This window comes from Achromobacter spanius (genome assembly GCF_039673305.1).
GTDB lineage: Bacteria > Pseudomonadota > Gammaproteobacteria > Burkholderiales > Burkholderiaceae_B > Achromobacter > Achromobacter spanius_F.
Genome location: NZ_JBDJLJ010000066.1, coordinates 22,341 through 29,279, shown reverse-complemented (window position 1 = coordinate 29,279; position 6,939 = coordinate 22,341). Strand labels below are relative to the sequence as shown.

Annotated in this window: 5 protein-coding genes; 3 read left to right on the top strand and 2 right to left on the bottom strand. The window is 68.7% G+C overall.

What is annotated here, in order from left to right; all coding sequences use genetic code 11:
- A partial coding sequence (locus ABE485_RS27810) for a hypothetical protein (RefSeq protein ID WP_430795473.1) occupies positions 1–261 on the top strand: 261 nt, incomplete at its 5' end.
- Here the strand turns inward: ABE485_RS27810 and ABE485_RS27805 are convergent.
- Positions 242–3,856: an indolepyruvate ferredoxin oxidoreductase family protein gene (locus tag ABE485_RS27805; protein WP_346518485.1), complete on the bottom strand. Its 3,615-nt coding sequence runs from the start codon at positions 3,854–3,856 to the stop codon at positions 242–244. The two genes, ABE485_RS27810 and ABE485_RS27805, sit on opposite strands and share 20 nt — an antisense overlap.
- A 185-nt stretch (positions 3,857–4,041) precedes the next feature.
- Here ABE485_RS27805 and mutY point away from each other — a divergent pair, with 185 nt between their 5' ends.
- Entirely contained in the window at positions 4,042–5,124 is a 1,083-nt protein-coding gene (gene mutY, locus ABE485_RS27800) for an A/G-specific adenine glycosylase (RefSeq protein ID WP_346518484.1), read from the top strand.
- Between the two features lie 120 nt (positions 5,125–5,244).
- Here mutY and ABE485_RS27795 read toward each other — a convergent pair whose 3' ends face one another.
- Entirely contained in the window at positions 5,245–6,069 is an 825-nt protein-coding gene (locus ABE485_RS27795) for a helix-turn-helix transcriptional regulator (RefSeq protein WP_346518483.1), read from the bottom strand.
- A gap of 99 nt (positions 6,070–6,168) precedes the next feature.
- Between ABE485_RS27795 and ABE485_RS27790 the strand changes: the two genes are divergently transcribed.
- Positions 6,169–6,939, top strand: coding sequence for a class I SAM-dependent methyltransferase (locus tag ABE485_RS27790; RefSeq protein WP_346518482.1), 771 nt, complete (start codon positions 6,169–6,171; stop codon positions 6,937–6,939).

Sequence of the window (6,939 nt, the reverse complement as noted above, 5' to 3'; positions counted from 1 at the left end):
GGGGTGCGCGGGGCGTTCGATGCGCCCGAGGGAATCGGAAGGCAGGCGCCGCAGGCGCCAACGACGATGACGAAGGGGCAGTCCGGAGCGAACGCTCCGGACCGCAATCGTCGCCCCACGCACCCCAGCCCGCCGACGCGCCGTGCGTCAAAAGAACTCAGACCCACGCCAGCAACCAGCCATCAGCAACCAGCAACCAGCAACCAGCAACCAGCAACCAGCAACCAGCAACCAATTACGATCAAGCCGCCCGAACCTTGATCGCAACCACCCTCGCACTGAACTCCTTCAACAACTCCTCCCGCACAGCCTCAGCCCGCGCCATCGAAGCCTCCTTCACATGTCCGTACCCCCGAATCTCCTCGGGCACGCTCGCCAACGCCACCGCCCGATCCAGATTCCCCCGGTTCAGCTTCGACAAGATCGCCGTCATCGTCTCCCGGTAATCCCGGATCAGTTCGCGCTCCGCCCGCCGTTCCTTCGTATAGCCGAACGGATCCAGCCGTGACCCGCGCAGGAAACGCAGCCGCGCCAGCACCCGGAACACCCGCAGCATCCCCTGCCCATAGCTGCGCTTGACCAGATGCCCGTCCTTGTCCCGCCGCGCAAACACCGGCGGCGCCAGGTGAAAGCGCAGCTTCCAGTCCCCTTCGAACTGCTCGCCCACCCGCCTGACGAACTCGCCATCGGAATACAGGCGCGCCACCTCGTACTCGTCCTTGTACGCCATCAGCTTGAAGCCATAGCGCGCCACCGCCAGCGCCAGCCGGTCGGTTCCCGTGGCCTCGCGCTCCGCCCGCGCCACCTTGTCCACCAGGTCCGTGTACTGTTTCGCGTACGCCGCGTTCTGGTATTGCGTCAGGAAAGCCTTGCGCACCGCCACCACCTGCGCCAGCTCGCCCGCCGGCTTCTTCAGTTCCACCACCGGACTGGCCGCCCGCGGCCGCTTGATCTCGATGATGTCCTCCGGCTTGGCCGGCGGCACGCCGCCGTTGGCCATCAGCCGGGCCACGCCCGCCGCATCGTGCGCCGCGCGCCGCCCCCACGCAAAGGCCGCAAGGTTGGCGGCAACCTGCTGTCCGTTGAGCTCGATCGCGCGCAGCAGCGCCTCGCGCGACAGCGGAATCCAGCCCTTCTGCCATGCGTAGCCCATCATCAGCGGATTCGAATAGATGGCGTCGCCCAGCAGCACCACGGCCATCGCCGCGGCATCCACGGCGTCCAGGCGGTCCTTCCCGCAGGCCTCCTGCAGCCCGCCCGTCAGGCTCGCCGCCGGCAACGTCCAGCCGGGATTGGACACGAACGCCGCGGTCGGCGCGGCATCGCTGTTGAGCAGCACACGCGTGCGTCCCGGACTGACCCTGGCCATCGAGTCCGCGCTCGTCGCCACAACCAGGTCGCCAGCCAGCAGCAGATCGGCCTCGCCCATCGCCACCCGCGTATTCAGCAGGTGATCGGGCGCGTCCGCCAGCACCACGTGCGAATACACCGCGCCGCCCTTTTGCGCCAGGCCCGCCATGTCCAGCACCGAACAGCCCTTGCCCTCAAGGTGCGCCGCCATGCCCAGCAGCTGCCCGATGGTCACCACGCCCGTGCCGCCCACGCCCGCGATGAACACCCCGTAAGGCTGGTCCAGCGCATGCGCGCGGGGCAGCGGCACGTCCTCGTCGGGCGCGCCGTCCTCCTGCGCCAGCGCGGCCGGCTTTTTCAGCTTGCCGCCCTCCACCGTCACCAGGCTGGGGCAAAAGCCCTTCAGACAGGAAAAATCCTTGTTGCAGCTGGATTGATTGATCTTGCGCTTGCGCCCGAACTCGGTCTCGAGCGGCTCGATGGACAGGCAGTTCGATGCCTGGGAACAGTCACCGCAGCCCTCGCACACCCGCTCGTTGATGACCACGCGGCGCGCCGGGTCCGGATAGGCGCCGCGCTTGCGGCGGCGGCGCTTCTCGGTGGCGCAGGTCTGGTCGTAGACCAGCACCGACACGCCCCGGTGTTCGCGCAATTCACGCATCACCGCGTCAAGTTCGTCCCGGTGGCGCACGGGCACCCCCGGCGCCAGCTCGCCCGCGTCCAGGTACTTGGCGGGATCGTCCGTCACGATGACGATCTTCTCGATGCCTTCGGCCGCCACCTGCCGCGTGATCATCGGCACGCTGATGGGTCCGTCCACCGGCTGTCCGCCCGTCATCGCGACCGCGTCGTTGAACAGGATCTTGTACGTGATGGGCGCCTTGGCGGCCACCGCCGCGCGTATCGCCAGCAATCCCGAATGGAAATAGGTGCCGTCGCCCAGGTTCGCGAAAACGTGCCTTTCGTCGGTGAACGGCGCCTGGCCCAGCCACGGCACGCCTTCGCCGCCCATCTGCGTGTAGACATCCGTGCTGCGGTCCATCCATCTGACCATGTAATGGCAGCCGATGCCCGCCATGCCGCGCGAGCCTTCCGGCAGCCGCGTCGACGTGTTGTGCGGACAGCCCGAACAGAACCACGGCTTGCGCTCTTCGACCACGCGCGGACGCGCCAGCGCCTGTTCGCGCTCGCGGATGAATTCCAGCCGCGCCTCGATGCCCGCGCGCACATCGGCGGGCAGCTCAAAGCGCATCAGGCGGGCCGCGATCGCCTTGGCGACCATGGCGGGCGAAAACTCGTAATGGGCCGGCAGCAGCCAGTTGCCCTGCGGCACCGACCACTCGCCGCCGTCCTTGTCGTCGAACTTGCCCACCACGCGCGGAATCTTCTTGCCGCTGCCGATCCAGCTGAACAGTTCTTCCTTGAGCTGGTATTCCAGCACCTGGCGCTTTTCCTCGACCACCAGGATCTCGTCCAGCCCTTCCGCGAACTGCTGCATGCCGGTGGACTCCAGCGGCCACACCATCCCGACCTTGAACAGGCGCAGGCCGATGCGTTTGCACACGTCCTCGGACAGGCCCAGGTCAGCCAGCGCCTGGCGTGTATCGAGATAGGCCTTGCCCGACGTCATGATGCCGAAGCGGGCATCGCGCTGCGGCACGCGCCACAGCTCGCGGTTCAGGCCATTGGCGCGAGCGTAGGCCAGCGCCGCGTACAGCTTGTAGTCCAGGAGACGCGCCTCCTGCTGCAGCGGCGTGTCGGGCAGCCGGATGTTCAGGCCGTCGGCCGGAAGCTGGAAGTCCTCGGGCAGCAGGATCCGCACGCGCTGCGGGTCCACGTCCACCGACGCCGAGACTTCGACGATATCGGTGATGCACTTCATGCCGACCCACACGCCCGCGTAGCGGCTCATCGCCCAGCCGTGCAGGCCGTAGTCCAGCACCTCCTGGACGCTGGACGGAAACAGCACCGGAATCATGCAGGCCTTCAGGATGTGGTCGCTCTGGTGCGGCAGGGTCGAGGATTTGGCCGGGTGATCGTCCCCCGCCACCACCAGCACGCCGCCATGGCGCGAAGTGCCCGCGGCGTTGGCGTGCTTGAAGACGTCGCCGCAGCGGTCCACGCCGGGGCCCTTGCCGTACCACATGCCGAAGACGCCGTCGTACCGGGCGCCCGGAAACAGGTTGACCTGCTGCGAACCCCACACCGCGGTGGCGGCCAGGTCTTCGTTGATGCCCGGCTGGAATTCGATGTGGTGGGCCTTCAGGTGGCTGGCCGCCTTCCACATGTTCTGGTCGACGCCGCCCAGCGGAGACCCCCGGTAGCCCGACACGAACCCCGCGGTGTTCAGGCCGGCCCGCGCATCGCGCATCCGCTGCATCATGGGCAGCCGCACCAGGGCATGGATGCCGCTCATCCAGGCCCGGCCGGATTCCAGGGTGTACTTGTCGTCGAGGTGGACGGATTCAAGCGCCGCGCGAACAGCGGGCGTAAGGGGGGCATTCATGTCTACTCCAAGATCCTGATGCCCCCACCAGCTTCGCGCGTTGGCCCCATGGAGCGCACGCGGGCCAACGAGGGCCGTGAAAGTGAAGTTCCGGCGCGTCGGCCTGGCGGCGTCGCGCTTCTAGTCCTTTCGGTTGTAACCGCTGTCCCTCACCCCGGCAATAGGGCGATGCGATAATTGCCCGCATGGACTTCGCCCCTCGCATCGTCGCCTGGCAGCGCCAGCACGGCCGCCACGACCTCCCCTGGCAAAACACCCGGGATCCCTACCGGATCTGGCTATCCGAGATCATGCTGCAGCAAACGCAGGTGGCCACCGTCATTCCCTATTACGAGCGCTTCCTGCAGCGTTTTCCGGACGTCGCGGCGCTGGCCGCCGCCTCGCAGGAAGACGTCATGCCGTATTGGGCGGGCCTGGGCTACTACGCCCGCGCCCGCAACCTGCACCGCTGCGCGCAGGAAATCGTGCGCGACTGGAACGGCAGCTTCCCGCCCACGGCCGAAGCCATCGCCACCCTGCCCGGCATCGGCCGGTCCACCGCCGCGGCCATCGCGGCATTCGCCAATGGCGAGCGTTCCCCCATCCTGGACGGCAACGTCAAGCGCGTGTTCACGCGCCACTTCGGCATCGCCGGCGATCCAGCCAGGCGCGAAGTCGAGCAGCGCCTGTGGGCGCTGGCGCACGCGCAGGTCGATGCCGCGCCCGGCCTGGACATGGCCGCCTACACGCAAGGGCTGATGGACCTGGGCGCCACGCTGTGCACGCGCGGCAAGCCGGCCTGCGACAGATGCCCGGTGACGGACACCTGCGTGGCCCGGCGCGAGGGCCGCCAGGCCGAGCTGCCCACCCCCAAGGCGCGCAAGGCCATCCCGGAACGCGAGACCTGTATGCTGGTGCTGCGGCACCAGGGCGCGTTCCTGCTGCAGCAGCGGCCCGAGCCCGGCATCTGGGGCGGCCTCTGGAGCCTGCCTGAATTCGACGCCGCGGGCGATCCCGACAGCGCATCGCGCGCGCTGGGCCTGGAGCCGGAACAGCGCTTCGAGCTGGCCGCCTTCGCCCATACCTTCACGCACTATCGGCTGCACATCCGTCCGTGGCTCGTGCCCGTGCGGGCGGTCGGGCTGCGCGAATCCGCGCTGCCGCAGCGCTGGGTGCCCGCCGACAAGCTGGGCGCCATGGCGCTGCCCGCGCCGGTGAAGAAGTTGCTGCAGGGCCTGGTCGAGGCCGGCATGCAGGACAGTCTGTTCGGCGCGGAAGACACGGCGTAGGTGTCTGACACCCGGGCGACGCCGCTGCAAGCCCGAGACCGTCTCACGCCGGTGTCAGACACCGGGCAGGGTGGCGCGGACTCGGCATAGGCATCTGACACCGCTGGCAGCGACCACGCGTCAGTCGCCGTTCCCGCTCAGCAGCATCACCAGCTTCAGGTCCGGATGCGTCGCCAGCCGGAAAGTGATCTGCTGATAGGCGAGCTTGCCGCGGCGCGGATGCTGGAACTCCCGCAGGCCGCCTTCGCGCTCCACCACCGCATGGCGCGTCCACCAGTGGGAAAAGACCACGCTCTGCCGGCTCAGGCTGTCCAGCAACGCCAGCACCGCCGGCTCGTCCAGGTGCGCGCCGGCGTCGGCGCGAAATTCCGCCACCACGCGGCGGGCGCGCTGGTCCCAGTCCACCACCAGTTCGCGGGCGGCGGGATCCAGGAAGATGTAGCGCAGCAGGTTGGGCTCGGGGTCGCGCTGGGGCCAGTCGTCGAACAGGTCGCGCAGCGGCTCGTTGCAGGCCAGCACGTTCCAGGCGCGGTCCAGCACATAGGCCGGCGCGTTGATCGCGTTCACGCATTCCTGCAGCGGGCCTGGCGCCCCGCCCGCGTCGTCGCGGGCATGTTGGGGATCGGCGCAGTCGGCCAGGTCGAACAGATAGGCGCGTTCCGCGCGCGCCAGCTGCAGCACGCCGGCGATGCGCGACCACACGGACGGCGACACCGACACCTCACGGCCCTGCTCGATCCAGGTGTACCAGGTGACGCTGATCCCGCACAGCTGGGCCACCTCTTCGCGCCGCAGTCCGGGCGTGCGGCGGCGCGAGCCTTCCGGCAGGCCTGCCATCTGGGGCGTGATGCGCGAGCGCGCGCTGCGCACGAATTCGCCCAGCGCCTGCCGGCGCAGGTGGGAGCCTTCGTGGCCGGCGGCGCCGGCCTGGGGGGAAGTATTCATACCAGGATAAGCAATGGGCTTGTACGTGTATACGGGCCCGCCTATCTTAGCGCCTGCACCCCGGCCTTTATCCGTCGCCCCCAAAACAAAAGGACTCCCATGACTTCCAGCACGCACAACGACGCCGTCGACCGCCAGTTCAGCCCCCGCGCCGCCGCCTACCTGACCAGCGCGGTCCATGCCCAGGGCGAGGACCTGCTGCAGATGGCCGGCATCGCCGGCCGCCACGCCGGCGCCCGGGTGCTGGACCTGGGCTGTGGCGGCGGCCACGTGAGCTTTCACGTCGCGCCGCTGGTCGCGCAAGTCACCGCCTATGACCTGTCGCAGCAGATGCTGGACGTGGTCGCGGGCGAAGCCGCCAAGCGCGGGCTGGCCAACCTGGCCACCTGTCAGGGCAAGGCCGAATACCTGCCGTTCGGCGACGGCGAGTTCGACCTGGTGATGTCGCGCTATTCCACGCATCACTGGCAGGATGCCGGACGCGGCCTGCGCGAAGCCTTCCGCGTGCTCAAGCCCGGCGGCACGGCCGTGTTCGCCGACGTGGTGTCGCCCGGGGAACCGCTGCTGGACACCTGGCTGCAAACCATCGAAGTATTGCGCGACACCTCGCACGTGCGCGACTACTCCGTCGCCGAATGGACCCGCATGCTGACCGAGGCGGGCTTTACCCTGCAGGAACTGGCCCCTCGCCGCCTGCCGCTGGAATTCCAGTCCTGGGTCACGCGCATGCGCACCCCCGACACCCTGGTGGCCGCGCTGCGCCACATGTTCGGCATTGCGCCGGACGTGGTCCGCGCGCACTTCGAAGTGCGCGAAGACGGCTCCTTCACCAGCGACACCGCGACCATCGTGGTTAAGAAACCGGCCTGA